Below are 22353 nucleotides of genomic sequence, written 5' to 3' on the forward strand. Positions count from 1 at the left end.
GTTACTTGCCTCGGTTCTGGAGGAGAGGGCCTCGGCCCGCACGGCGGGCGGCTACGACGGCGCCGAGTACGGCACCCAGCAGGGGCACGGCGACATGGGCGGTCAGGAGCGCGCCGGTGCCGTCCACGTCGAGCGTGCGGTCGAGGACGTAGGCGAAGAAGGCGCCCGCGGTCCCGGTCACCAGGAAACCCGCGGCACCGCCGACCAGGAGGCCGACGAGGACGGCCGCGGCCTTGCCGGAGAGGGATCGTGTGCTCATGCCCCACAGCGTCGGAGCACGGCTTGCCGCGGGGCGTCGCCCCGGGGCTGACACCTGGCGTACCCCACCGGTTGCGGGCGTCGGCCCCGACTCGCAACCCGTGGGGTACGGTCACGATCTCAGAGTTCCGTCACCAGGTGACGGGCAGTTCACTCACGCCGTGGATGGCCCGGCCGTGCAGGGCGAACTCCTCGACGGGTGCGGCCAGCCGCAGCTAGCGTGACCGCTCCGAGCGACAGCATGCTCGCCGTCGTCTCGTGGTCCGCGATGAGGAGTTGCACCATCATCCCGGCCACCTCGGCCGGGGTGGCCTCGCCGGAGGCCACGCGGTCCGTCGCGAGCCGGCTCATCAGATCGTCGCCGGGGGTGGGTCTCAGACACGGTCGGCGTCTTCCTTGTCGGCGGTACCCGAGGCGGCGGCATCCGTGGGGGTGGCATCCGTGGGGATGGGGATGTCGGCGAGCCGCAGCAGCAGGTTCTTGACCTCGGTGGCCGCGAACTCGTCCTGGCCCAGGTCGGGTTCGGAGCACAGGAGCACCGGCCCGTAGTCGGGATCGTCGGGGAGCCGGCCGTGGGTGCCGCGTACCCCCGACGGGTCGAGTGGGACAGTCCGGATGCGGTAGCGGAACCCGAGCTTCTTGCGGGCCACCTGACCCACGACGCGCAGTTTCAGCGCCGGGACATCGGGGTCGTACAGCAGCTCGGCCGGGTCGTAGCCGGGTTTGCGGTGGATCTCGACCTGCCGGGCGAAGTCCGGGGCGCGGGCGTCGTCCAGCCAGTAGTAGTACGTGAACCAGGCGCCGGGCTCGGCGACCGCGACGAGTTCGCCGGAACGCTCGTGGTCCAGGCCGTGGGCCTTCTTGCCCTCCTCGTCGAGGAGTTCGGCGACGCCGTCGAGCCCGGCGACGATCTCGGCGGCCTTCGCCAGATCGGCCGGGTCGCGGACGTACACGTGGGCGATCTGGTGGTCGGCGACGGCGAAGGCGCGCGAGGTCCAGGGGTCCAGGTACTCCATGCCGTCCTGCGTGTAGACCTCCAGGAGCCCCGCCTTCCGCAGCGCGCGGTTGATGTCCACCGGCTGCTCGGCGGGTGCGATGCCGTACTCGCTGAGGGCCACGACGGTCGCTCCCGCGGCGAGCAGGTGGTCGATCAACGGGCGTATGGCGTCGTCCAGTTGGCGTGCCGCGCGGGCGGTCTCGGGGGAGTCGGGGCCGGTGCGCTGGGGCTCGTAGTCCAGGTGCGGGAGGTAGACGAGGCTGAGGTCGGGCCGGTGCTCGTCGAAGAGCTGGCGGGCGGCGCCCAGAATCCACTGGCTGGAGGGCATGCCGGCGTTCGGACCCCAGTAGGTGAACAGGGGGAACGGGCCGAGCCGGTCGGTGAGTTCGTCGTGCAGGGAGGGCGGATACGTGTAGCAGTCAGGCTCCTTGCGGCCGTCGGAGTAGTAGACCGGGCGGGGAGTGACGGTGAAGTCGACGTCCGCGCCCATGGCGTACCACCAGCAGATGTTGGCGACCTTGAAGTCGGGGCGGGAGCGCCGGGCGGTGTGCCAGAGCTTCTCGCCGCCGACGAGTTCGTTGTGCTGCCGCCACAGGAGTACGTCGCCGACGTCCCGGAAGTACCAGCCGTTGCCGACGATGCCGTGCTCGCGGGGGAGAGCGCCGGTCAGGAAGGTCGACTGGACCGCGCAGGTCACGGCTGGCAGGACAGTGCCCAGGCGGGCCTGGAAACCGCGGTCGGCGAGCGCCGCGACGGCGGGCATGTGGCGCAGCAGCCGGGGCGTCAGCCCCACGATGTCCAGCACCACGACGGGCTTGGCTGGGGCGGTCATGCGGAGATCTCCTTGCGCTGAGGGTCGGGCGTCAGACCGAGAGAGGTCAACTCCCGCTGGAGCCAGGTCAGTTCGGCAGCCAGGCCCGCCGCGAGGCCGGCCGGGCCGGTGGGCCGCGAGCCGGCCGGCAGGACGTTCCACGTGTACGTCTCGACCTCGATGTGGTCGCTCAGCGCCTCGGCCCCGCCGAACAGCCCGCGCAGCGTCTCGGAGAGCACCGGGGCGGTCGTACGCAGCGGAGGCTCGGCGGGCGCGTGCAGCGGGGCGTGGAAGTGGACCCGCCAGGGCGCGGTGTCGGGCAGCGCGCCGGCCAGGGCCTCCGGGAGGTCGTCGACACCGCGCAGGCCGCCGGGGGACGGCGTACGGGTCTGGTGCAGAAAGCGCTGCTCGGCGAACCCGGCCAGCGCCGCCCGGGCCGCCGGGTCGGCCGGATCGTCGGCCTGGAGCGCGGCCGAGGCCTGCACCTTGACCACCGGCAGCCCGGCGTCCGTCAGCCGGGCGATCGCCGCCACCGGGTCCTCGAACTGGACGGCGAGATGGCAGGTGTCCAGGCAGACGCCGAGCCACTCGGGATCGAGCCCGCCGAACTCCCGTACCGCCTGGGTGGTGTTCTCCACCACGCAGCCAGGCTCCGGCTCGAAGGCCACCCGGATCCGCCGCCCGGTGTCCCGGTGCAGCGTGGCGAGCCCCGTCGTGAGCCTGTCAAAGGCCCGGTGGGACCGCTCCCAGTGGGCTCGCGGCCAGGGTGTGCGCCAGGCGAGCGGCAGGGTCGACACGGAACCGCGTACGGCGTCGTCGGGCAGCAGACCGGCGAGGACCCGGGCGCAGGCCAGGGTGTAGTCGAGGCGTCTGTCGTCGGCCCAGTCCGGCAGATAGACGTCCTTCTTGACGACCTCGCGGTGGAAGCCCTGGTAGGGGAAGGCGTTGAGCGTGACCGTCTCAAGACCGCGCAGGGCCAGCTCGTCGCGGAGCCGGGCCACGGCGGACGGCTGGTCGACGAGTTCGATGACGACGTCATGGGCGAGCCACAGCCCGATGCCGAGCAGGTCGACGCCCAGTTCCCTGCGCACCGGCTCGGCGTATTCGGCGAGTTGGGCGACGACGCCGTCGAGGGTCTCGGCGGTGTGCACGTTGCTGCAGTAGGCGAGGTGGACGGTCGTGCCGTCCCGGTGGTGCAGTCGCATGACGGCCCGTCACTCTCCGCCGCGTCGAACGGAGTTGCCCTCGAAGAGCCCCGAGTCGTCCGGCTTCGGTACGTCGTCGAGGTCGAGGCGGCCGCTCTGCCCGTAGAAGGCGACCGGGTTGCGCCACATCACCAGGTCGACCGCGTCCTGGTCGAAGGTGCCGTCGGCGAGCATCGCGTCGGCGGTCTTCCGGGTCTTGAGCGGGTCGCTGCGGCCCCAGTCGGCCGCCGAGTTGACGAGGACGCGCTCGGTTCCGTACTCGCGCAGGATGCGGACCATCCGGTCCTCGCTCATCTTCGTCTTCGGATAGATGGAGAAGCCCAGCCAGCTGCCGCTCTCCTTGACCATGGCGACGGTCAGTTCGTTGAGATGGTCGACGAGGACGTGCTCGGGCCGGATACCGGACTCGCGGACGACGTCGAGGGTGCGGCGCGTACCGGCCGCCTTGTCGCGGTGCGGAGTGTGGACGAGGACCGGCAGCTCGTGTTCGATCGCCAACTCCAGCTGACGGGCGAGGACTTCGTCCTCCTCCTTCGTCATCGAGTCGTAGCCGATCTCGCCGACCGCCACGACCCGGTCCTTGGTGAGGTAGCGCGGCAGTTCGTCGAGGACGGGCAGACAGCGCGGGTCGTTGGCCTCCTTGGGGTTGAGCGCGATCGTGCAGAAGTGCTGGATGCCGAACTGGGCGGCTCTGAAGGGCTCCCAGCCGAGCAGGGAGTCGAAGTAGTCGGTGAAGGCGCCGACGGTGGTGCGCGGCTGGCCGAGCCAGAAGGCCGGTTCGACGAGGGCGCGGACACCGGACGTGTACATCGCCTCGTAGTCGTCGGTGGTGCGGGACGACATGTGGATGTGGGGGTCGAAGATGCGCATCAGGCGGCTCCTTCGGATATGCGCGTAGATCTCTGGGTGGTTTCGTCGGTCTCGGCGACGAGGCCGGTGATGTCCGCGGGGACCGGGCGGCCCGCGGCGGTCCGCTCGCGGGCGAAGTCGGTGAGCATGCGGGTGAGTTCGGGGTCCGTCCGGTCGGCGAGTCCGCTGATCCGGTCGAGCGGGATCTCGCAGAACACGCACTTCAGCACGGCCTGGCGGAACGAGGCGGCGTCCAGGTGCCGTGCCCCGTAAGGGCCGAGGGCCGCCTCGACGAGGGTCGTGTCGTTGCTGCGGAGCGCTTCGAGGGTGAGGGGCAGCGCCCGGTCGGCGAAGTCCGGGTCGGCGGCGTCCAGCAGGGGCAGGGCGTGCAGTACGGCGCGTTGTTCGGCGGCGTCACCGTGCCGGTAGAGGGTCGTCACCTCGGCCGCGAGGGCCGGGCCGCGCAGGGGGAGGGCGAGCAGCAGCGCGGCGCGTACCCGGTCGGCCGCCGCCCTGCCGCCCCGCCGGGCTGCGGCGGGGAAGGCCGTTCGGACGGCGGTCGGGTCGGCGGCGATGCGCGCGCTGGTGGTGTCGAGCCAGTCGCGTGCGGCGGGGGCGAGATCGGGAAGGTTGTGTGAGGCAGGCAGGTCGGTCATGGTGCACCTCCTGGGGTGCTCCCGGACCGGCGCGCAGTGTGAACCGACGCACCGGGCCGGGGAGTTGGGGGTGAGGTGTGGTGGTGGAGCCGAAGTCGGCGACACGGCAGTCAGCGGCGGAGGGCGCGGGTCAGGAACGCGTACCGGCCGTCAGCGCCGTGCGCAGGAAGTCCAGGGAGCGGCGGGCGACTCCGGGCGCGTCGAGTGAGCCGCCCTGGATCTCGACCGAGACGAGTCCGCGGTGCCCGAGGGCGGCGAGTTCCCCGAGGAGGGGCGGGAAGTCGATCTCGCCCTCGCCGAATTCGAGATGCCGGTGGACCCCGCGCCGCATGTCCTCGATCTGCACGTTCACGACGTGCGGGGCGGCGAGCCGCAGACAGTCGAGCACCGGGGCGTCCTCCACGCAGTGCGCGTGACCGATGTCGAGGGTGATGCCGAACCGCTCGTGTCCGCCGAGGAGTTCACGCAGCCTCAGGCAGCGCCCGACGGTGTCGACGAACATGTACGGCTCCGGCTCGAAGCCCAGCGTGATCCCGTACTCCTCCGCCGTCTCCAGCACCGCCTCGCAGCCCGTCACCAGACGCTTCCAGACGACGTCCTCCGGAAGACCGGCGGGAGCCGGACCGCTGCACACGTGAACCGTGGGCGACCCAAGGTCGGCGGCGATCCGGATCGCGCGCCGCAGGACGTCGACCCTGCGTTCGGCGCCGGAGTCCGACATGAGGTTGGGGATGTGGGTGTGCCAGGGATCGAGGAGGTAGGGCCCGCCCATCTCGACCGTCACGGACAGCCCGAGTGTGTCGAGCGAGTGGGCGAGCCGGTCCACGCGGCGGGGCAGGTCGTCGGCGAACGGGTCGAGATGGCCGTGGTCGAGGGTGAGCGCCACACCGTCGTAGCCGAGGTCGGCCAGTACCCGGAGCACGTCGTCCAGGCGGTGGTTGGTGAAGCCGTTGGTGCCGTAGCCGAACCGCAGATCCGTACCGCCCCGCCGCGGGACGCCCGCGTCGTCGGCGGGAGGGGCGCTCACGTGGGAGACACCTTGCGCGCGAGCCGGCGGGCGAGCGGATGGGCGGCCGCCAGCAGCGCGGCGGCCCGGGGCGCGCCCGCGCCCGCCGTGAGCGCGGCCTGCAGCGGCAGCAGCCCGAGAATGCCGACGCCGACGGCTCGTTGGATGTTCGGCGCGGAGGGCTCGCCCAGGGCGCGGACCTGCGCGGAACCGAAGGCGACGAGGTAACCGGCCGCGCCGGCGGCGGCGCCGAGGCGTGAAGTACGCCCGGCGGTACGGGCCGTCGCCGCCGCGCTCAGGCCCACCACCGTGCTGGCGGCGAGCGACGCGGCCGGCACGGCGGTCGGGGCGCCCGTCGTCTCATGGCGGCTCAGTGCCGTGACCGTGTAGGTGTGCAGGCCGACCACGAGTGCCGCGGGCAGCGCGGGTGCCGTGGTGCGCGCCCCGGCCAGGACGTCCAGGACCCGGGTCCCGGCCATCGCGGCAGGGCCCGCGGGGGTGTTCTTGAGCACGAGGTCGTACGCCCACACCAGTCCCGCGAGCGGCACCGCCGTACGCAGTGCCCGGCGCCCGCCCGAGAGCGCGGCGAGCCCGAGTCCGGCCGCGGTGAGGGCGGTCGCGGTGGTGAAGGCGGTGCGGCGGGGTATCCGGCCGGACGGGATCGGCCGGCCGGGCCGCTCCACGGCGTCCAGTGTCGCGTCGGCGTAGTCGTTGAGAGCCATGCCCGCCCAGTAGAGGCACACCGACGAACCCATGGTGCCCAGCGTGCGTGGTCCCAGTGGGCGTCCGCTCGCGACGGCTCCGGCGAGTACGTCGCCGGGGACGCTGAGAGCCGCGGGGGCGCGGACCAGTTCGGCCAGGTCACGCAACCGGGGTCTCCGGTAGATCTTGTGGGGGATCATGTGGAGACAATACCTCCACCTATTTAAGGTTCAAGTAGAAGCTATGGAGGTTCGGTGAATATAGAGGCGGCCCCTCCTGTGCTTGTGAGTTCACTTGACCAGGGTGTCCTCGAATTCACTCGGCAATGCGCGAACAGGTTTCATGAGGCATCGAATTCACGTGCTCAGGAGAGCAACTCCGTTGACTCAGAGCGCGCCGTAGAGAGCGTCGATGAGCGCCATCTTCCGGGGGTCGTTGGCGATGTGCGGTCCCATACGGTTCATGACGTAGCCCAGTGAGACCCCCGCCTCTGGGTCGGCGAGACCGCAGGAGCCGCCGAAGCCGTCGTGTCCGAACGCCCTCGGGTTGGGGCCGTAGGAGCGGTCGGGGCCGCTCAACCAGAGACCGAGGCCGATCTCCGTCTCGTACTCGAAGCCGGCCCCGAGGACCAGATCACGGCAGGTGCCCTGTCCCTCACGGGCCCGCTCGGCGGCTTCCGGTGAGAGGACGCGGTGTGCGCCGTACGACCCGCGCCCGGCGAAGATCCCGTACAGCGCGGCGATCGCGCGCGCTGTGCCGTGTCCGTTGAGGGCCGGGAGTTCGGCGGCCCGCCAGGCCGCCGAGTTGGCCTCGGTCGCGCCGACCAGGGGATTGGCCAGGGCGGCCAGTGCCGCCGGTGCCAACTGGCTGAAGATCGCCGACTGTTCACTGGACGAGGCGGCCGGCGGGCGCACCAGCTCGGCCGCGCGCCCTGCCTCCTTCCCCGGCAGCCCGATGGCGAAGTCGATGCCGAGCGGCCCGGTCACCTCCCGCTCCAGGAACGGGCCCGGCAGCAACCCCGAGACACGCCGGACCACTTCACCGACCAGGAAGCCGTATGTCAGCGCGTGATACCCCGACACCGTCCCCGGCTCCCACCAGGGCTCCATCGCCGCGAGCCGCTTCGTGGTCAGTTCCCAGTCGTAGAGTTGCCCGATCGAGTGCGGCTCACGCAGTCCGGCCAGTCCCGCCCGGTGCGACAGCAGATGCCGTACGAGCACCGACTCCTTGCCCGCCGCCGCGAACTCCGGCCAGTACGCGGCCACCGGCGCGTCGAGATCGAGCAGTCCGCGGTCGGCCAGGATGTGCGCGCACAGCGCCGTCGGTCCCTTCGTGGTCGACCACACGTTGACCAGCGTGTCCCGCTCCCAGGCCCGCGTCCGCGCCGCGTCCGCCCAGCCGCCCCACAGGTCCACCACGGTCTCGCCGCCCACCGTGACGGTCACGGCCGCGCCCAGCTCGTCGCGGTCCCGGAAGTTCTCCTCGAACGCGGCGCGCACCGCCTCGAAGCCCGTCTCGCAGTGGCCCTGAACCTGGGACATGGATCCTCCGCCGTCCGCCGGGAACGCCGGACGCGGAAGGGTGGCCCGGCTTCCCCGAACGTACCGACTGGTCGGACTGGATGGAACCCGTCGTACCCGCCGGACTATTCGAGGAACAGCGGACCGGCGGGTTCCCGGTGGCCGGCCGCGGTGTGCCAGTAGTCCCGCGTCTCCACGGCCAGACCGTCCGCGTCGAAACGTACGAAGACACAGCCGGCCAGCGTCGAGGGGTCCTCGCCCTCCTGGGTGAGGACCCTGAACTCGGCGACGGCCACACCCTGTTGGCCGATCACGGGCGGACCGAACCGTACGTCGGCCACCCGCTCGCCGGCGAACGACCAGCGCAGATACGCGGCGAGCTCGGCCCGCCCGCGATGCGGTTCGCGGAACGGCATCGAACGGTGCACGCACGTGTCGGCGTACAACGCCAGCAGCGCCTCCACATCGTGCTCCGCCCAGGCCCGCTGCCACACCCGGACGAACCGCTCGGCCGCCTCGCGCGTCTCCATCGCGGCCGGCTCAGAAGTGCTTGGGCAGCCAGGCCAGCTTGGCCGCCTCCTGGTAGGGGCCGCCGCCCTCGTGGTCGTTGAAGTCGTAGACCTCGATCGCCTTGTCGTCCTGGCTCCAGGCGTTGAAGGCGGCGAACACCGTCGACGGCGGGCAGGTCTGGTCCTCCAGGGCCGCCGAGAACAGGGCGGGCGCCCGGCCGCGCGTCGCGAAGTGCACCCCGTCGAAGTAGGAGAGCGTGCGCAGCACCTGCTCGGTACGGCCGCGGTGCGTCTTGAGGTAGTTGCCGATCTCCCGGTACGGATCACGGTCCGTGAGCCGCGTCGCGCGCGGGTAGTCGCACAGGAACGGCACGTCCGGCGCGACCGCCGCCAGGTCCGGCACCAGACCGCCCACCGCGATCGAGATGCCGCCACCCTGGCTGGAACCGACGACCGCGGTGCGCGCGGCGTCCACCAGCGGATGCGTACGGGCCGCCTGCACGGCCCGTACCCCGTCGGTGAACACCCGCCGGTAGTAGTAGTTCTCGGGGGCGTCGATGCCGCGCGTCATGAACCCGGGGAACGCCGGCGCGCTGCCCACCGGATCCGGGGTGTCACCGCCGCCGCCCCAGGCTCCGCCCTGACCCCGGGTGTCCATCACGAAGTGCGCGAACCCGGCCGAGGCCCACAGCAGATGGGTGTGCGCGAGACCGCGTCCGCCGCCGTAGCCGATGAACTCCACGACCGTCGGCAACGGCGTGTTCGCCGAGGCAGGCACGGTCAGCCAGCCCTTCACCGGGTGACCGCCGAACCCGGCGAAGGTGACGTCGTACACCTGCACGTTCTTCAGGTGCGTCTCGACCGGTTCGAAGCGGGCGTCGAGCTCGTGCTCGCGCGCCTCCTGAAGCGTCTTGCCCCAGAAGGCGTCGAAGTCCTCGGGCTCGACGGACGCGCTGCGATAGTCCCGGAGCTGGTCGAGAGGGAGGTCGAACAAGGCCATGGAAGACCGCCTTCACTACGGATAAGGGTGCGGATGATCACACCGTACGGGGGCGGCCGGAGGGCCGCCAGACCGTGTCCAAGGACCGGCGGGTCCGGGCCGGTCCTGGCTACGATGACGCCATGCCGCCTGCCGTGGACCTGCTGGTCAAGGACGCCGAACTGCTCGTCGTGGACGGAGACCGGGAGATCTCCGGTGGCTGGCTCGCCGTTACGGACGGCAGAGTCGCCGCGGTGGGTGGGCCGGGTACCGAACCCGAGGCCCGCTCGGTGGTCTCCGCGGCCGGGCGGATCGTCACGCCCGGACTGATCAACACGCACCATCACATCTACCAGAACCTCACCCGCTCCTACGCGCCCGCGGTGAACGGCTCCCTCTTCGACTGGCTCACCACGCTGTACCCGCTGTGGGCCGCGCTCGACGAGGAAGCCGTCTACGTGTCGGCGTACGTCGGCATGACCGAGCTGTTGATGGGCGGCTGCACGACCTCCTCCGACCACCTCTACGTCCACCCGCGCCCGCGCCTGGTGGACGCCGAGATCCGGGCCGCGCGGGACATCGGGTTCCGCTTCCACGCCACCCGCGGCTCGATGACCCGGTCGGTGGAGGACGGGGGACTGCCGCCGCGGAGCGTCACGCAGACCGAGGAAGAGGTCCTCGCCGACAGCGAGCGGCTGATCAAGGCGTACCACGACCCCGAACCGGGCGCGCTGGTCCGGGTGGCGCTCGCCCCCTGCTCGCCGTTCTCGGTGACCAAGGAGCTGATGACGGCGACCGCGGAACTCGCCGAACGGTACGACGTACGGCTGCACACGCATCTCGCCGAGGACCGCGACGAGGACACGTACTGCCTTCAGACGTACGGCTGCCGGCCCGTCGAGTACTTCGAGGACACGGGCTGGCTGAGCGACCGCAGCTGGGTCGCGCACTGCATCCACCCGAACGACGACGAGCTGCGCCGCCTTGCCCGGGCGGGCGTCGGCGTGGCGCACTGCCCCAGCTCCAACATGCTCATCGGCGGCGGCACCGCCCGGGTGAGGGAGATGCGCGAACTGGGTCTGCCGGTCGGCATCGGCTGCGACGGCTCCGCCTCGACGGACCACGCCTCGCTGTGGATGGAGACCCGCGGCGCGCTGCTGCTCGGCCGCTACCGGGGCGGCCCCGGCGCGATGACCGCTCGCGACGCCCTCGACATCGCGACCCGCGGCTCCGCCCAATGCCTCGGCCGCGCCGACGAGTTGGGGCATCTGCGGCCGGGCGCCTGCGCCGACCTGGTCGTCTGGGATCTCCACGAGGTCGCGCTCGCGGGCGCGTTGAGCGATCCGGTCGAGGCCTGGCTGCGCTGCGGTCCCGGCCGGGCCTGGACCACGGTGGTCGGCGGCCGGGTCCTGGTGGACCGGGGCGAACCGGTACTGCCCGGACTGCGCGACGCCCTGTCGGAGCACGGGCGCATCGCGCGCCGGATGCAGCGACTCGGGTGACGCGGGCGCGCGTGGCGTAACAGGGGACGACGAGAACGACACATCCGGCCAGGGGCCGGCGGGCCGGGTCACGCCCGGTGCCGTCCCCACTCGGGCCCCGTGCGGGCCCACTCCCGCTCCCACTCGGCCAGCCGCCGGTGGACGGCGACCCGGCGCACGACGAGGTGCACGACCAGGACCACAGCCGCGAAACCGCCGGTGGTGCACGCGCCCGCCGCCATCGCGTACTGCCAGATCGTGGTGGCGTCCGCCGGGGCGGGCACGATCCGGCCCCGGTCGTCCAGCCAGACGGACGTGCGCTCACCTGCCCGGGTACCCGCGGGCACCCGGGCCTCGTCCGTGCGCGGCCCGTCGCCCGGCTCGGTCCAGCGCACGGTCACCCGGTGGGTCGGCTCCTTGCCGCCGTGGGTGGTGGGCATCGCGGCGGGCGCGTGCTCGGTGACCACGGCACGCACCCGGTGGCGTTCGGCACGCTGCTCCGCGGCCGTGGTCCGCGCCCCGTCGTACGCCCACCAGCCCGCCGCGAGCCCGGCGAGCGGGGCGCCGACGCACAGCAGGACGGCGACGATCAGCGCGATCCACGCCTCCACCACGTCCGAGCGGCGCCGCAGCGGATTGTGCCGCCACCGCCAGCCGCGCACCCGCGTCCGCATGTCCCGGCCTCCTCACCGCGCCGCACTTCTGTCACGTCGTTCGTCATGCCGGCCCGTCGTCGCTGCGATACGCCGCCCGGGTTCCCCGCGAGGGCCGAACGACCCGGAGAAGTGACCGATCCGTCACGACCACTGGAGCGAACCGCTGCGTCGGCCTCGCGCGCCGGCCGCCGTCGCGTACGTCGGCATCCGCCGAGTGCGCCGGCCTGTGCCGAATCGCGCCGCTCGCGACTGATCCGCGCCCCCTGTGGAACCCGCGTCCTACCCCTCGGGAACAGGAGCCCCACCATGGCGAAGGACCGCACGGCAGCGCTCGACGCCCACTGGCGCGCCGCCAACTACCTGGCCGTCGGCCAGATCTACCTGCTCGGCAACCCGCTGCTGACCGAGCCACTCGCACCCGAGCACATCAAGCCACGGCTCCTGGGCCACTGGGGCACCTCGCCCGGCCTCAACCTGGTGCACACCCATCTCAACCGTGTCATCACCGACCGTGACCTCGACGCGATCTGCGTCTGGGGGCCGGGACACGGCGGGCCCGCGGTGCTGGCCAACTCCTGGCTGGAAGGCAGCTACACGCAGACGTACCCGGACATCACCCGGGACGCTTCCGGCATGGAGCGACTTTTCCGGCAATTCTCCTTTCCCGGCGGAGTTCCCAGCCATGTGGCGCCCGAAACTCCGGGCTCGATCCACGAGGGCGGCGAGCTGGGCTACTCGCTCGCCCACGCGTACGGGGCCGCGTTCGACAACCCGAACCTGCTGGTCGCGTGCGTCATCGGGGACGGGGAGGCCGAGACAGGCCCGCTCGCCGCCTCCTGGCACTCCAACAAGTTCCTCGACCCCGTGCACGACGGGGCGGTGCTGCCGATCCTGCACCTCAACGGCTACAAGATCGCCAATCCGACGGTGCTCGCCCGGCTCCCGGAGTCCGAACTCGACGAACTGCTGCGCGGCTACGGCCACGACCCGCTGCACGTGACCGGCGACGACCCCCGCCGCGTCCACCTCGGCCTGGCGAAGGCGATGGACCAGGCACTGGACCGCATCGCCCGCATCCAGCAGGACGCCCGCACCGGACGGCCGGGCGCCCGCGCCGGCCGGAAGGGCGAGCGCCCCCGCTGGCCGGTGATCGTCCTGCGCACCCCGAAGGGCTGGACGGGCCCCGCCGAGGTCGACGGCGAACCGGTCGAGGGCACCTGGCGCTCCCACCAGGTACCGCTGGCCGGTGTGCGCGAAAACCCGGACCACCTGCGCCAGTTGGAGGCCTGGCTGCGCTCGTACCGCCCCGAGGAACTCTTCGACGCCGAGGGCCGCCCCACCGGCCTCGTCCTCGACTGCGTGCCCGAGGGCCCGCGCCGGCTGGGTGCCAACCCGCACACCAACGGCGGTCTCCTGCTGCGCTCGCTGCCCGTGCCGCGCCTGGAGGACTTCGCCGTCCCCGTGGACAAGCCGGGCAGCAGCCTGCACGAGCCCACCCGTGTCCTCGGCGGCCTGCTCGCCCGGATCATGGCCGACACGGCGGAGCGCCGGGACTTCCGCGTGGTGGGGCCCGACGAGACCGAGTCGAACCGGCTGGGCGCGCTCTACGAGGCCACGGGCAAGGCCTGGCAGGCCGCCGTCACCGGCACCGACGAACATCTGGCCCGCGACGGCCGCGTACTGGAAGTCCTGTCCGAACACCTCTGCCAGGGCTGGCTGGAGGGCTATCTCCTGACCGGCCGGCACGGCATGTTCTCGTCGTACGAGGCGTTCGTGCACATCGTGGACTCGATGGTCAACCAGCACATCAAGTGGCTCAAGACATCGAGGAAGTTGGCGTGGCGGGCTCCGATCGCCTCGCTCAACTACCTGCTCACCTCGCACGTCTGGCGGCAGGACCACAACGGCTTCTCGCACCAGGACCCCGGATTCGTGGACCACGTACTCAACAAGAGCCCCGAGGTCGTACGGGTCTATCTGCCGCCGGACGCCAACACCCTGCTGTCCGTGGCGGATCACGCCCTGCGCAGCCGCGACTACGTCAACGTGATCGTCGCGGGCAAACAGCCCTGCTTCGACTGGCTGTCCATGGACCAGGCCCGTGCCCACTGCGCGCGGGGCGCGGGAATCTGGGAGTGGGCGGGGACGGAGAACGGAGACCGCGAACCGGACGTGGTCCTGGCCTGCGCGGGTGATGTGCCGACCCAGGAAGTGCTGGCCGCCGCCGGGCTGTTGCGCAGCCAGCTGCCCGACCTGGCCGTACGGGTCGTCAACGTCGTCGACCTGGCCCGGCTGCTGCCCCAGGACGAACACCCGCACGGCATGGCCGACTTCGAGTACGACGCGCTGTTCACCGCGGACAAGCCGGTCATCTTCGCCTACCACGGCTATCCCTGGCTGATCCACCGCCTCGCCTACCGGCGCACCGGCCACGCCCACCTCCACGTGCGCGGCTACAAGGAGGCGGGCACCACCACGACACCCTTCGACATGGTCGTCAGCAACGACCTCGACCGCTACCGACTGGCCATGGACGTCATCGACCGTGTCCCCGGCCTGGCCGTGCGCGCCGCGGCCGTACGCCAGCGGATGGCCGACGCGCGCACCCGCCACCACGCCTGGATCCGCGAACACGGCACCGACCTGCCGGAGGTCGCCGAGTGGACCTGGTCCGGCTGAGCGCCGAGTCGGCGAGGGCATCACATGAGCGAAAGACAGGAATCAGCGAAAGGCACGAGCGAAAGGGACGAAGCATGAGCTTCGAAAGGCATGAGCCATGAGCAAGGACACCCGGAGCGTCACCGTCGGCATCGACGGCTCTCCCGCCAGTCTGGACGCCGCCGACTGGGCGGCCCGCGAGGCCGAACGCCGTCGGCTCGCCCTGCGGCTGCTGCACGCGGGCGACGAACCCGCCGTGCCCGCACAGCCCCCGGGACCCGATCGCAGCATCCTCGACCGGGCCGCCGTCCATCTCTCGTACGCCCACCCGGCGTTGGAGATCATCGCCCGCCGCACCGACACCCCGCCCGTGCCGGCGCTGCTCGCCGCCGCCACGGAGTCGGAGACACTGGTCCTTGGATCACGCGGCTTCAGCGGCCTCGCCGGCTTCCTGGTCGGTTCCGTCGCGCTCACCGTGGCCGCCGGTGCCGAGCGCCCGGTCGTGCTGGTCCGCGACGGCGAACTCCCCGAGGACGAGCGGGTGCCCGTCGACGCCGACACACCGCCGAACCGGGCCCCGTACCTGCCGGTGGTCCTCGGCCTCGACCTGGCACACCCCGCCGACGATCTGATCGGTTACGCCTTCGACGCGGCCACCATGCGCGAGGCACCCCTGCAGGTCGTGCACACCTGGACGCCGCCCCCGCCGCGCGGCTACGCCACCGGCGCGCGGAGGCCGGACGACACTGCAGAACAAGAGGACGCCAAGTGGCGTTCCCTGGCCGTGATTCTGCAGCCGTGGCGCCACAAGTTCCCGGAGACGTCCGTCGCCGAGCAGGTGGTGTACGGGACCACCGCTCGCCATCTGCTGAAGGCGTCCACCCGGGCCGGGCTGCTGGTCATCGGCCGCCGCGCCTCGGCCGGAAAGGGCCTGGGACGCGCGGCACACTCCTTGATCCACCACTCCATGTGCCCCGTCGCGGTGGTCGCCCACGACTGAGAGCGACACGACGGAGAGCGACCCGACTGACGACGATCAGCCGAAGCGTTCGATCCGGATACGGTCCACCGGCTGGCCCGCGTCCACCAGCAGCCGCGAGGCATGCTCGGCGAACCCGTTGGAGCCGCACACATAGGCCTCCCACCCACCATCGGGCCGGTCGGCCAGGAGCGCCGCCACATGTGCGGCCGACACACGGCCCACCGGCACGCCCTCTGGGGCACCGCGTGTGAACACGGGCGTGGTCTCGGCGCCGTACTCCGACGCGTAGATCAGCTCTTCCGGGCCGCGCGCCGAGACGAGCAGCCGCAGCGGCACCGAAAGACCCCGCGCGCGATGGTGGCGGACCATCGACATCAGCGGTACGACACCGGAGCCCGCGCCGATGAGCAGGGCGGGCCGGTCGCCGGGCCAGGCGAAGAAACCGCTGAGCGGTCCGCGCACCTCGACCTCGTCGCCGGGCTCGGCGACCGTGTGGAACCAGCCGGACACCTCGCCGCCGTCGACATGGTCGAGGGTGAGTTCGATGTGCCCGGCGTCGTCGGGCGGCGACGCGATCGAATAGTGCCGTTGGGCGACGTAGCCGTCGTCCGCCCGAAGCCGCAGCATCAGATGCTGGCCGGGCAGGTGGCCCGCCCAGTCGGGCACGGCGAACCGGAAGGTCGCCGCGTGCGGGGTCTCCCGGCGGATCCCGGTCAGCGTGGTGCGCTGCCAGGCGGTGGCAGTGCTGTCGCTCACCGCGATCCGGCCGGGCACGGCGAACCGGGTCAGAGGTGTGAAGGTCTCAGTCACCGGAGTAGCGCTGCTCTTCCCAGGGGTTGCCGCGGTGGTGGTAGCCGTTCTGCTCCCAGAAGCCCGGCTCGTCGTGGTCGAGGATCCTGAGGCCCGCGATCCACTTGGCGCTCTTCCAGAAGTACAGGTGGGGCACGAGCAACCGCGCTGGACCACCGTGCTCGGCGGGCAGCGGCCCGTCCCCGTATTCCCAGACGATCCAGGCGCGCCCGCCGGTCAGGTCCGCGAGCGGGAGGTTCGTGGTGTAGCCGGTGTGCGAGTACGCGACCGCGTGGGTGGCCTCCGGCGCCGGGCGGGCGAGATCGAGGAACGCGTCGAGCGACACGCCCCCGAAGCGCACCCCGAACTTCGACCAGCTGGTCACACAGTGGATGTCGCCCTCGTACGCGGACGGCGGCAGCGCGTGCGCCTCGTCCCAGGTCCAGGTGCGTGGCTCGGCGACCAGCCCGTCGACGGCGAACGTCCAGTCCGCGGGCGCCAGTTCGGGCGTGACCTCGGCGGACAGGACGGGCCAGTCGTCGCCCGCGTCGTACTGGCCGGGCGGCAGTCCGGAGCGGGGGACGCGGGTGCGCCCGGTGAAGCCTCGGGTGACGTTCATACGGGTGGTGCCTCCAGGCCGGCGGAGCGTCGGGCCCTTGATCGTTGCGTACGCCTTCCACGGTACCGGGCCCGTCCACGGAGCCCGCCCCCGGACCATTGCGACCGTATGAACACCGATGAACGCCGGTGAAATCCGATCCGTCGCGGGAATAGCGGCACCCGCGATCTTCCTTGCCCCTCATGCCGACCTCGGCGCGAAGGAGAGTGAGGGAAACCATGCCCAAGGCGTACGTCTTCACGCGGTACGGCGGTCCGGAGACCGAAGCCCTTGTCGACCAGGACCCGCCGCGCCCCGGGCCCGGCCAGCTGCTGATCGCGGTACGGGCGGCCGGCGTGAACCCCGTCGACTGGAAGCAGCGCACCGGTTACCAGCGCCCCGGCCAGCAGCGGCGCGAGCTGCCCGCGGTGTTCGGCAACGAGGTCGCCGGGGTCGTCGAGGAGATCGGTGACGGTGTCACGGGTTTCGCGGCCGGGGACGAGGTGTTCGGCAACCCGGTCGCCGGCGGCTACGCGGAGTACGCGCTGCTGCCCGTCACGGTGACCGCGCACAAGCCCGCCGGGATCTCCTTCACCGACGCCGCGGCCCTGCCCGTCGCGGCGGCGACCGCGTACGACGGAATCCGCCAGCTCGACCTGCCGGCCGGGGCGACCCTGGTGGTCACCGGCGCGGGCGGCGGGGTGGGCGTCGCGGCCGTGCAGATCGCCCGCGCCGAGGGGCTGCACGTCATCGGCGTCGCGAGCGCCGCCAAGAAGGACCTCGTCGAGTCGCTCGGTGCCGTGCACGTACCGTCAGGACCGGACTTCGTCGCCGGCGTACGGGCCGTGGCGCCCGACGGCGTGGACGCCGTCTACGACCTGGTCGGCGGCGAGGTCCTGGAAGCGGCGGCCGAGCTGCTGACGGACCGGACCGGGCTGATCACCGCGGGCGGCAAGGACATCGTGGCGCGGCTCGGCGGCTCGCCCGTCGTGCGGGCCCGTAGCGCCGCGGTGCTCGACGCGGTGGCCGAGCTGGTCGTCAACGGCTCGTTGAAGCCGCTCGTGACCGGGACCTTCCCGCTGGAGCGGGCCGCCGAGGCGCTGCGGACCGTCGAGGAGGGGCACGCCCGGGGGAAGCTCGTGATCGAGATCGGCATATGAGCGTCCGGGCCCGACGGGTGGCGGAGAACGGCTCCACGCGGGAGCGGCACCCGCTGGACAACCCCGCGCTCGCCTCGCTGACCGGCCCGCACGCCCGTTTCGCCGAGCGGCGCGGCCGGGTGCTGCGCTACCCCGTCGACGTGTCGCCCTGGCTGGCCCTGCCCGACGAGCCCGATGCCGAGGACTGGGCGGATGTCGCGGCGCTCGCGGGTCCCGGCCAGGAGATCGCGCTGCCCGGCTTCGGCGGGGAGATCCCGGACGGCTGGGACGTGACCTTCAGCCTGGACGGCGTAGAGCTCGTGGACGACGGACTGGCCGCCGCACCGGAACCGGAGGCCGTACGGCTCGGCCCCGCCGATGTCCCGGAGATGCTGGACCTGGTCGAGCGCACCAGACCCGGCCCGTTCCTGCCGCGCACCGTCGAGCTCGGCACGTATCTCGGGATACGCCGGGGCGGTGTCCTCGTCGCGATGGCGGGGGAGCGGCTGCATCCGCCGGGCTGGACCGAGATCAGCGCGGTCTGCACCGACCCGGACTTCCGCGGCGAAGGCCTGGCCACCCGGCTGACCCTGGCCGTCGCCCATGGCATCCGTGCCCGCGGCGAGACACCGTTCCTGCACACCGCCGCCGACAACACGGGCGCCATCAGGCTCTACGAGTCCCTGGGATTCCGGCTGCGGCGCAGGACGAGGTTCCTCGGGGCGCGTGTGCCTCAGCCGCCCGCGGACGCCGTCTCACGGGGCGCCCCGGCCGCGAGGTTGTAGCGCAGCAGATACCCCGCGAACCGCTCCAGATCCTCCTCGGGCCAGCCCGCCAGCCGCTCGTGGAATGCCAGCCGTCGGCTCTCGGACACCTGGGCGAGGATCTCCGTCCCCGCCGACGTGAGGTGGAGTACCTGGACGCGCTGGTCCTGCGGATCGGCGCGCCGCTCGATCAGCCCGGCGCGTTCCAGGGCCCCCACCTGCCGGCTCACCGTGGACTTGTCCAGGGCGTAGTGCGCCGCCAGGTCGGTGGCCCGGCAGCCGCCGCTCTCCTCCAGGTGTCCCAGCAGTGTGTACGAGACCAGGGACAGCTCGGGGTGCAGACGGCCGGCCGAGGCACGGGCGCGCCGGGCGAAGGCGGTCATCTCACGGTGGATGGTCTCGACGGCCACGTCGGCTGTGGTCACGGGCTCTTCCCTCCTCGATTCTAGTTGCACTCTACACCTACTATGTTGATATGGCAACTAGTGGTCGTGGGGCTGGCTGATGGTGCCCTGGGGAGGCGTGAGGTGTTCTCGCGGGCGGCCTGGATTCGAGCGCGACCGCAGGCTGGGGCCGTGTAATGTTGCCGTCCGGCTGCGGATCGCCCCAGCCATCGATGGACCAAGGAGGTGAGCCCCATTACCGCTGTGTCAGCTCGGGTGCTCTCGCCTCAGGTCCTCACCTGCGTCAGGTGACATCGAGGGCGCCCTTCGGCTTCCCGAAAGGCTCTCGGCTTCCATGCCAAGCTCTTACGCAAGTGTCGTCACTGTGCTCCGGTCCGCAGGCTGTGTCTTCGCCGAGGACGAGGCTCGGCTGATCCTCTCCACCGCCCGCACTCCGGCCGAACTCGCCGCGATGGTGGACCGTCGCGCCACGGGCCTGCCCCTCGAACACGTCCTGGGCTGGGCCGAGTTCAGCGGACTGCGCATCGAGGTGGAGCCCGGCGTCTTCGTCCCTCGCCGGCGCACCGAGTTCCTGGTCCGGCTGGCCGTCGCCCTCGCTCCCGAAGCTCCGGAAGCCTCCGTCGTCGTGGACCTGTGCTGCGGCTCGGGCGCGGTGGGCGCGGCACTCGCCGCCTCCCTCCCCGGGGTTGAACTGCACGCCGTGGACATCGACCCGGCCGCGGTGCGCTGTGCCCGCCGGAACGTCGGCGCGCACGGCCATGTCGCGGACGGTCATGTCTACGAGGGTGACCTCTTCGAGCCGCTGCCACGCACCCTCCGCGGCCGTATCGGCATCCTGGCGGCCAACGTTCCGTACGTCCCCACCGGGGAGGTCGGGCTCCTGCCCGCCGAGGCCCGCGACCACGAACCCCTGGTGGCGCTCGACGGGGGAGGGGACGGGCTCGACATCCTGCGCCGGGTGGCCGCCGGGGCTCCCCGGTGGCTGGCTCCCGGCGGCAGCCTCCTCGTCGAGACGAGCGAACGCCAGACGGACCTGGCCGTCGAGATCTTCGCCCGCAGCGGCCTGGTTCCCCGCCTGGAGGTCTCCGAGGAGCTGTACGCCAACGTCGTCATCGGTACGAAGTCCTAGCGTTGGCCGAATCGCGGCGTCGGTGCCCGCCGAGGCCGCCGGTGCGCCGATGCCGCGAGGTCCTGGTCACATCGGCCTTCCGTTCATTTGCAACGAGTTGCAAAAAGCTCGGCCCGTCGTCTACAACAGGAGTGACGACACCGCGTACGGAGGGCCCGATGAGCCGTTACCCGCATCTGCTGAACCCGCTCGACCTGGGCTTCACCACGCTGCCGAACCGCGTGCTCATGGGCTCCATGCACGTAGGCCTGGAAGAGGCCGAGCGGGGCTTCGAACGGATGGCGGAGTTCTACGCCGCCCGGGCCCGCGGCGGCGTAGGCCTCATCGTCACCGGCGGCATCGCCCCGAACGACGCGGGGCGGCCGTACGAAGGCGGTGCCAAGCTGACCACCGAGGCGGAGGCCGGGCAGCACGCGGAGATCACCGCCGCGGTGCACCGCGAGGGCGGCAGGATCGCCATGCAGATCCTGCACTTCGGCCGGTACGCCTACCACCAGGACCTGGTCGCGCCGAGCGCGGTCCAGGCGCCCATCAGCCCCTATGTGCCGCACGCCCTCACCGACGACGAGATCGAGCGGACGATCGACGACTACGCCCGGGCCGCCCGCCTCGCCAGGCGCGCGGGGTACGACGGCGTCGAGATCATGGGCTCCGAGGGCTATCTGATCAACGAGTTCATCGCCGCCCAGACGAACCACCGCGAGGACCGCTGGGGCGGTTCCTACGAGAACCGCATGCGGTTCCCCGTCGAGATCGTCCGGCGGGTGCGCGAGGCCGTCGGCGAGGACTTCATCCTCATCTACCGGCTGTCGATGCTGGACCTGGTGCCCGGAGGATCGTCCTTCGACGAGGTGATCACGCTGGCCAAGGCCGTCGAGGCCGCCGGGGCGACCATCATCAACACCGGCATCGGCTGGCACGAGGCCCGTATCCCCACCATCGCGACCTCGGTGCCGCGCGGCGCCTACGCCTGGGTGACCAAGAAGGTCATGGGCGCCGTGTCGATCCCGCTCGTGACGACGAACCGCATCAACACGCCTGAACTCGCCGAGGAGTTGCTCGCCGACGGCTGCGCCGACATGGTGTCGATGGCCCGGCCGATGCTCGCCGACCCCGACTTCGTCGCCAAGGCGGCAGCCGGACGCCCCGAGGCCATCAACACCTGCATCGGCTGCAACCAGGCCTGCCTCGACCACACCTTCAACGGCAAGATCACCTCGTGCCTGGTGAACCCGCGGGCCTGCCACGAGACGGAGCTCGTCCTCGCACCGACCCGCCTGCGCAAGCGAGTTGCCGTGGTGGGCGCGGGCCCGGCCGGACTCGCCTGCGCGGTCAGCGCCGCCGAGCGCGGCCACGACGTCACCCTGTACGACGCCGCGAGCGAGATCGGCGGCCAGCTGAACGTGGCCCGCAAGGTCCCCGGCAAGCAGGAGTTCGACGAGACGATCCGCTACTTCCGTACGCAGCTCGAACTGCACGGCGTGGACGTCCGGTTGAACACCCCGGTCACCGCCGCGGACGTCTCCGCGTACGACGAGGTCGTCGTCGCCGCGGGTGTCAGCCCGCGTACGCCCGAGATCCCCGGCGTCGACCACCCCAGTGTCGTCGGCTACCTCGACGTGCTGCGCGACGGCGCCCCCGTCGGCGACCGGGTCGCGATCCTCGGCGCCGGCGGCATCGGCTTCGACGTCGCCGAGTACCTGACCGACAGCGGCGACAAGGCGAGCGAGGACCCGGCGACGTACTTCCGGCACTGGGGCGTCGACATGGACTACCGGGCGCCCGGCGGCCTCGGCACGCCCGACCGGCCCGCCCCGCCGCGCACGGTCCACCTGCTCCAGCGCAAGGCGTCCAAGGTCGGCGCCGGACTCGGTAAGACCACCGGCTGGATCCACCGCACCGAGCTGAGGCACCGCGGCGTCACCATGGTCCCGGGCGTCCAGTACGACCTGATCGACGACGCGGGCCTGCACCTCACCGTCGACGGACAGAGCTCCGTGCTGCCGGTCGACACGATCGTGCTCTGCACGGGACAGGAACCGCGCCGCGGACTGTACGAGGACCTGCTGGCCGCGGGCCGCAGCGCGCACCTCATCGGGGGCGCCGACGTGGCGGCGGAGCTGGACGCCAAGCGGGCCATCAAGCAGGGCACGGAGCTGGCGGCGGCGCTCTAGGCGGCCTTGGTGAAGTCCGGTGCCGTACAGCGCCCCGTAAGGGGCGCGGGGCTGTGTCGACGTGCGGCTCCGCCGCGGGGCAGATCT

General features: G+C 71.9%; 21 protein-coding genes. 7 read left to right on the plus strand and 14 right to left on the minus strand.

Annotated elements, in window-relative coordinates:
• Position 1: 1 nt before the first annotated feature.
• The 10 genes from AB0I18_RS36330 to AB0I18_RS36375 all read right to left on the minus strand — a co-directional run bounded on the left by AB0I18_RS36330 (position 2) and on the right by AB0I18_RS36375 (position 9513).
• The gene (locus AB0I18_RS36330; protein ID WP_363109954.1) at positions 2–259 is read right to left on the minus strand and encodes a hypothetical protein; all 258 of its coding nucleotides are present in this window, start codon (positions 257–259) and stop codon (positions 2–4) included.
• Between the two features lie 373 nt (positions 260–632).
• Complete coding sequence (locus tag AB0I18_RS36335) at positions 633–2087, minus strand: nucleotide pyrophosphatase/phosphodiesterase family protein (protein WP_363109955.1); 1455 nt, start codon at positions 2085–2087, stop codon at positions 633–635.
• A complete protein-coding gene (eboE, locus tag AB0I18_RS36340) occupies positions 2084–3271 on the minus strand; it encodes a metabolite traffic protein EboE (RefSeq protein WP_363109956.1) in 1188 nt (395 codons plus the stop codon). The genes AB0I18_RS36335 and eboE overlap by 4 nt, the downstream gene beginning before the upstream one ends.
• A 9-nt stretch (positions 3272–3280) precedes the next feature.
• Positions 3281–4141 carry a TatD family hydrolase gene (locus AB0I18_RS36345; RefSeq protein WP_363109957.1) on the minus strand — a complete coding sequence of 287 codons (861 nt, stop codon included), beginning with the start codon at positions 4139–4141 and terminating at the stop codon, positions 3281–3283.
• Complete coding sequence (locus tag AB0I18_RS36350; protein ID WP_363109958.1) at positions 4141–4776, minus strand: EboA domain-containing protein; 636 nt, start codon at positions 4774–4776, stop codon at positions 4141–4143. Before AB0I18_RS36350 ends, AB0I18_RS36345 begins: the two co-directional genes overlap by 1 nt.
• 130 nt (positions 4777–4906) lie before the next feature.
• Positions 4907–5803 carry a sugar phosphate isomerase/epimerase family protein gene (locus tag AB0I18_RS36355; protein WP_363109959.1) on the minus strand — a complete coding sequence of 299 codons (897 nt, stop codon included), beginning with the start codon at positions 5801–5803 and terminating at the stop codon, positions 4907–4909.
• Positions 5800–6684, minus strand: coding sequence for an SCO3242 family prenyltransferase (locus AB0I18_RS36360; RefSeq protein WP_363109960.1), 885 nt, complete (start codon positions 6682–6684; stop codon positions 5800–5802). Before AB0I18_RS36360 ends, AB0I18_RS36355 begins: the two co-directional genes overlap by 4 nt.
• A 186-nt stretch (positions 6685–6870) precedes the next feature.
• Positions 6871–8025, minus strand: coding sequence for a serine hydrolase domain-containing protein (locus tag AB0I18_RS36365; protein WP_363109961.1), 1155 nt, complete (start codon positions 8023–8025; stop codon positions 6871–6873).
• Between the two features lie 104 nt (positions 8026–8129).
• Positions 8130–8534: a nuclear transport factor 2 family protein gene (locus tag AB0I18_RS36370; protein WP_363109962.1), complete on the minus strand. Its 405-nt coding sequence runs from the start codon at positions 8532–8534 to the stop codon at positions 8130–8132.
• Positions 8535–8544: 10 nt separating this feature from the next.
• Positions 8545–9513: an acetylxylan esterase gene (locus AB0I18_RS36375; RefSeq protein ID WP_363109963.1), complete on the minus strand. Its 969-nt coding sequence runs from the start codon at positions 9511–9513 to the stop codon at positions 8545–8547.
• A 122-nt stretch (positions 9514–9635) separates the two neighbouring features.
• Here AB0I18_RS36375 and AB0I18_RS36380 point away from each other — a divergent pair, with 122 nt between their 5' ends.
• A complete protein-coding gene (locus AB0I18_RS36380; protein ID WP_363109964.1) occupies positions 9636–10994 on the plus strand; it encodes an 8-oxoguanine deaminase in 1359 nt (452 codons plus the stop codon).
• A gap of 68 nt (positions 10995–11062) precedes the next feature.
• Here AB0I18_RS36380 and AB0I18_RS36385 read toward each other — a convergent pair whose 3' ends face one another.
• Complete coding sequence (locus tag AB0I18_RS36385; protein ID WP_363109965.1) at positions 11063–11647, minus strand: hypothetical protein; 585 nt, start codon at positions 11645–11647, stop codon at positions 11063–11065.
• Positions 11648–11935: 288 nt separating this feature from the next.
• Between AB0I18_RS36385 and AB0I18_RS36390 the strand changes: the two genes are divergently transcribed.
• Together AB0I18_RS36390 and AB0I18_RS36395 are read left to right on the plus strand one after the other, a co-directional pair.
• Entirely contained in the window at positions 11936–14308 is a 2373-nt protein-coding gene (locus AB0I18_RS36390; protein WP_363109966.1) for a phosphoketolase family protein, read from the plus strand.
• A gap of 97 nt (positions 14309–14405) precedes the next feature.
• Positions 14406–15287, plus strand: a complete 882-nt coding sequence (locus tag AB0I18_RS36395; RefSeq protein ID WP_363109967.1) for a universal stress protein — start codon at positions 14406–14408, stop codon at positions 15285–15287.
• 36 nt (positions 15288–15323) lie between these two features.
• On the opposite strand, the gene AB0I18_RS36400 is transcribed toward AB0I18_RS36395, so the two are convergent.
• Entirely contained in the window at positions 15324–16079 is a 756-nt protein-coding gene (locus tag AB0I18_RS36400) for a ferredoxin reductase (protein ID WP_363109968.1), read from the minus strand.
• Complete coding sequence (locus AB0I18_RS36405; protein WP_363109969.1) at positions 16072–16677, minus strand: sulfite oxidase-like oxidoreductase; 606 nt, start codon at positions 16675–16677, stop codon at positions 16072–16074. Before AB0I18_RS36405 ends, AB0I18_RS36400 begins: the two co-directional genes overlap by 8 nt.
• Positions 16678–16895: 218 nt before the next feature.
• Here AB0I18_RS36405 and AB0I18_RS36410 point away from each other — a divergent pair, with 218 nt between their 5' ends.
• Positions 16896–17816: an NADP-dependent oxidoreductase gene (locus tag AB0I18_RS36410; RefSeq protein ID WP_363109970.1), complete on the plus strand. Its 921-nt coding sequence runs from the start codon at positions 16896–16898 to the stop codon at positions 17814–17816.
• On the plus strand, positions 17813–18580 hold the full coding sequence (locus AB0I18_RS36415) for a GNAT family N-acetyltransferase (protein WP_363109971.1): 768 nt from the start codon (positions 17813–17815) through the stop codon (positions 18578–18580). Before AB0I18_RS36410 ends, AB0I18_RS36415 begins: the two co-directional genes overlap by 4 nt.
• On the opposite strand, the gene AB0I18_RS36420 is transcribed toward AB0I18_RS36415, so the two are convergent.
• Positions 18529–18984, minus strand: a complete 456-nt coding sequence (locus AB0I18_RS36420) for a MarR family winged helix-turn-helix transcriptional regulator (protein WP_363109972.1) — start codon at positions 18982–18984, stop codon at positions 18529–18531. The two genes, AB0I18_RS36415 and AB0I18_RS36420, sit on opposite strands and share 52 nt — an antisense overlap.
• A gap of 313 nt (positions 18985–19297) precedes the next feature.
• Between AB0I18_RS36420 and AB0I18_RS36425 the strand changes: the two genes are divergently transcribed.
• Entirely contained in the window at positions 19298–20092 is a 795-nt protein-coding gene (locus AB0I18_RS36425; protein ID WP_363109973.1) for a putative protein N(5)-glutamine methyltransferase, read from the plus strand.
• A gap of 158 nt (positions 20093–20250) precedes the next feature.
• A complete protein-coding gene (locus tag AB0I18_RS36430) occupies positions 20251–22266 on the plus strand; it encodes an NADPH-dependent 2,4-dienoyl-CoA reductase (RefSeq protein WP_363109974.1) in 2016 nt (671 codons plus the stop codon).
• The last annotated feature ends 87 nt before the right edge of the window (positions 22267–22353 follow it).

This window comes from Streptomyces sp. NPDC050704 (genome assembly GCF_040654355.1).
Classification (GTDB): domain Bacteria; phylum Actinomycetota; class Actinomycetes; order Streptomycetales; family Streptomycetaceae; genus Streptomyces.

What these genes read in the sequence shown, in the direction of transcription:
- AB0I18_RS36365 (WP_363109961.1), bottom strand. Translation starts at nt 8,025, where the DNA reads ATGTCCCAGGTTCAGGGCCACTGCGAGACGGGCTTCGAGGCGGTGCGC.
- AB0I18_RS36335 (WP_363109955.1), bottom strand. Translation starts at nt 2,087, where the DNA reads ATGACCGCCCCAGCCAAGCCCGTCGTGGTGCTGGACATCGTGGGGCTG.
- AB0I18_RS36330 (WP_363109954.1), bottom strand. Translation starts at nt 259, where the DNA reads ATGAGCACACGATCCCTCTCCGGCAAGGCCGCGGCCGTCCTCGTCGGC.
- AB0I18_RS36380 (WP_363109964.1), top strand. Translation starts at nt 9,636, where the DNA reads ATGCCGCCTGCCGTGGACCTGCTGGTCAAGGACGCCGAACTGCTCGTC.
- AB0I18_RS36390 (WP_363109966.1), top strand. Translation starts at nt 11,936, where the DNA reads ATGGCGAAGGACCGCACGGCAGCGCTCGACGCCCACTGGCGCGCCGCC.
- AB0I18_RS36395 (WP_363109967.1), top strand. Translation starts at nt 14,406, where the DNA reads ATGAGCAAGGACACCCGGAGCGTCACCGTCGGCATCGACGGCTCTCCC.
- AB0I18_RS36345 (WP_363109957.1), bottom strand. Translation starts at nt 4,141, where the DNA reads ATGCGCATCTTCGACCCCCACATCCACATGTCGTCCCGCACCACCGAC.
- AB0I18_RS36370 (WP_363109962.1), bottom strand. Translation starts at nt 8,534, where the DNA reads ATGGAGACGCGCGAGGCGGCCGAGCGGTTCGTCCGGGTGTGGCAGCGG.
- AB0I18_RS36350 (WP_363109958.1), bottom strand. Translation starts at nt 4,776, where the DNA reads ATGACCGACCTGCCTGCCTCACACAACCTTCCCGATCTCGCCCCCGCC.
- AB0I18_RS36375 (WP_363109963.1), bottom strand. Translation starts at nt 9,513, where the DNA reads ATGGCCTTGTTCGACCTCCCTCTCGACCAGCTCCGGGACTATCGCAGC.
- eboE (WP_363109956.1), bottom strand. Translation starts at nt 3,271, where the DNA reads ATGCGACTGCACCACCGGGACGGCACGACCGTCCACCTCGCCTACTGC.
- AB0I18_RS36425 (WP_363109973.1), top strand. Translation starts at nt 19,298, where the DNA reads ATGCCAAGCTCTTACGCAAGTGTCGTCACTGTGCTCCGGTCCGCAGGC.
- AB0I18_RS36430 (WP_363109974.1), top strand. Translation starts at nt 20,251, where the DNA reads ATGAGCCGTTACCCGCATCTGCTGAACCCGCTCGACCTGGGCTTCACC.
- AB0I18_RS36415 (WP_363109971.1), top strand. Translation starts at nt 17,813, where the DNA reads ATGAGCGTCCGGGCCCGACGGGTGGCGGAGAACGGCTCCACGCGGGAG.
- AB0I18_RS36410 (WP_363109970.1), top strand. Translation starts at nt 16,896, where the DNA reads ATGCCCAAGGCGTACGTCTTCACGCGGTACGGCGGTCCGGAGACCGAA.
- AB0I18_RS36360 (WP_363109960.1), bottom strand. Translation starts at nt 6,684, where the DNA reads ATGATCCCCCACAAGATCTACCGGAGACCCCGGTTGCGTGACCTGGCC.
- AB0I18_RS36385 (WP_363109965.1), bottom strand. Translation starts at nt 11,647, where the DNA reads ATGCGGACGCGGGTGCGCGGCTGGCGGTGGCGGCACAATCCGCTGCGG.
- AB0I18_RS36405 (WP_363109969.1), bottom strand. Translation starts at nt 16,677, where the DNA reads ATGAACGTCACCCGAGGCTTCACCGGGCGCACCCGCGTCCCCCGCTCC.